The sequence below is a fragment of the Aeromonas cavernicola genome (assembly GCF_002795305.1).
Taxonomy (GTDB): domain Bacteria; phylum Pseudomonadota; class Gammaproteobacteria; order Enterobacterales; family Aeromonadaceae; genus Aeromonas; species Aeromonas cavernicola.
Genome location: NZ_PGGC01000226.1, coordinates 1 through 597 on the forward strand (window position 1 = coordinate 1; position 597 = coordinate 597).

Sequence of the window (597 nt, forward strand, 5' to 3'; positions counted from 1 at the left end):
AGCATCTCACCATAGAGACGGTAGACCACCTTGGCGGCGTGGATGATGGCCGCCTGATCCGCCGGGCTGTCGACCCTGTCCATCAGAGATGCAAAGAACGTGAGGTGCTCTTGATCCAGCGCGCCGTGGGAGCTTAAGTAGCTCATCGCCTGTGGTGGCAGGCCCAGCCCTTTTTTCAGTTGGTCGGCGACGGTGAGGGCGATGGCCACGCTGGTGCCTTCCAGCACCTGCACCATGCCGAAGAAACCCATGGGGTTGCCGCGCTGGATCTGGTCATAGAGGAAGGCCACCATCAGCTCGATGGGCAGCCCCGGCTGGCCGTGGCGGACCGCCTCGGCATCACCGCCACAGACGCGAATGTCATTTAAGATCCACTCCTGATGGCCGTACTCCTCGTCGATGTACTCGGCAATGGCGCCGCGCACCCACTCATACTCCTGCCCCAGCTTGCCGCCGGTTGCCATCAAGAGTGGAACGGTGTGGCGCACGTGGTAGTAAGCTTGCGCCAAAAAGGCGAGATAGGCGTCTTGGCTGATCTCGCCACGGCGACAGGCGTCGATGATCGGGGCGTTGAACAGATGCTCACGATCTTGGGCA

General features: G+C 61.6%; 1 protein-coding gene. It reads right to left on the minus strand.

Going from position 1 to position 597, the window contains the following annotated elements; all coding sequences use genetic code 11:
• A partial coding sequence (locus tag CUC53_RS18050) for an iron-containing redox enzyme family protein (protein WP_100295385.1) occupies positions 1-597 on the minus strand: 597 nt, incomplete at both ends.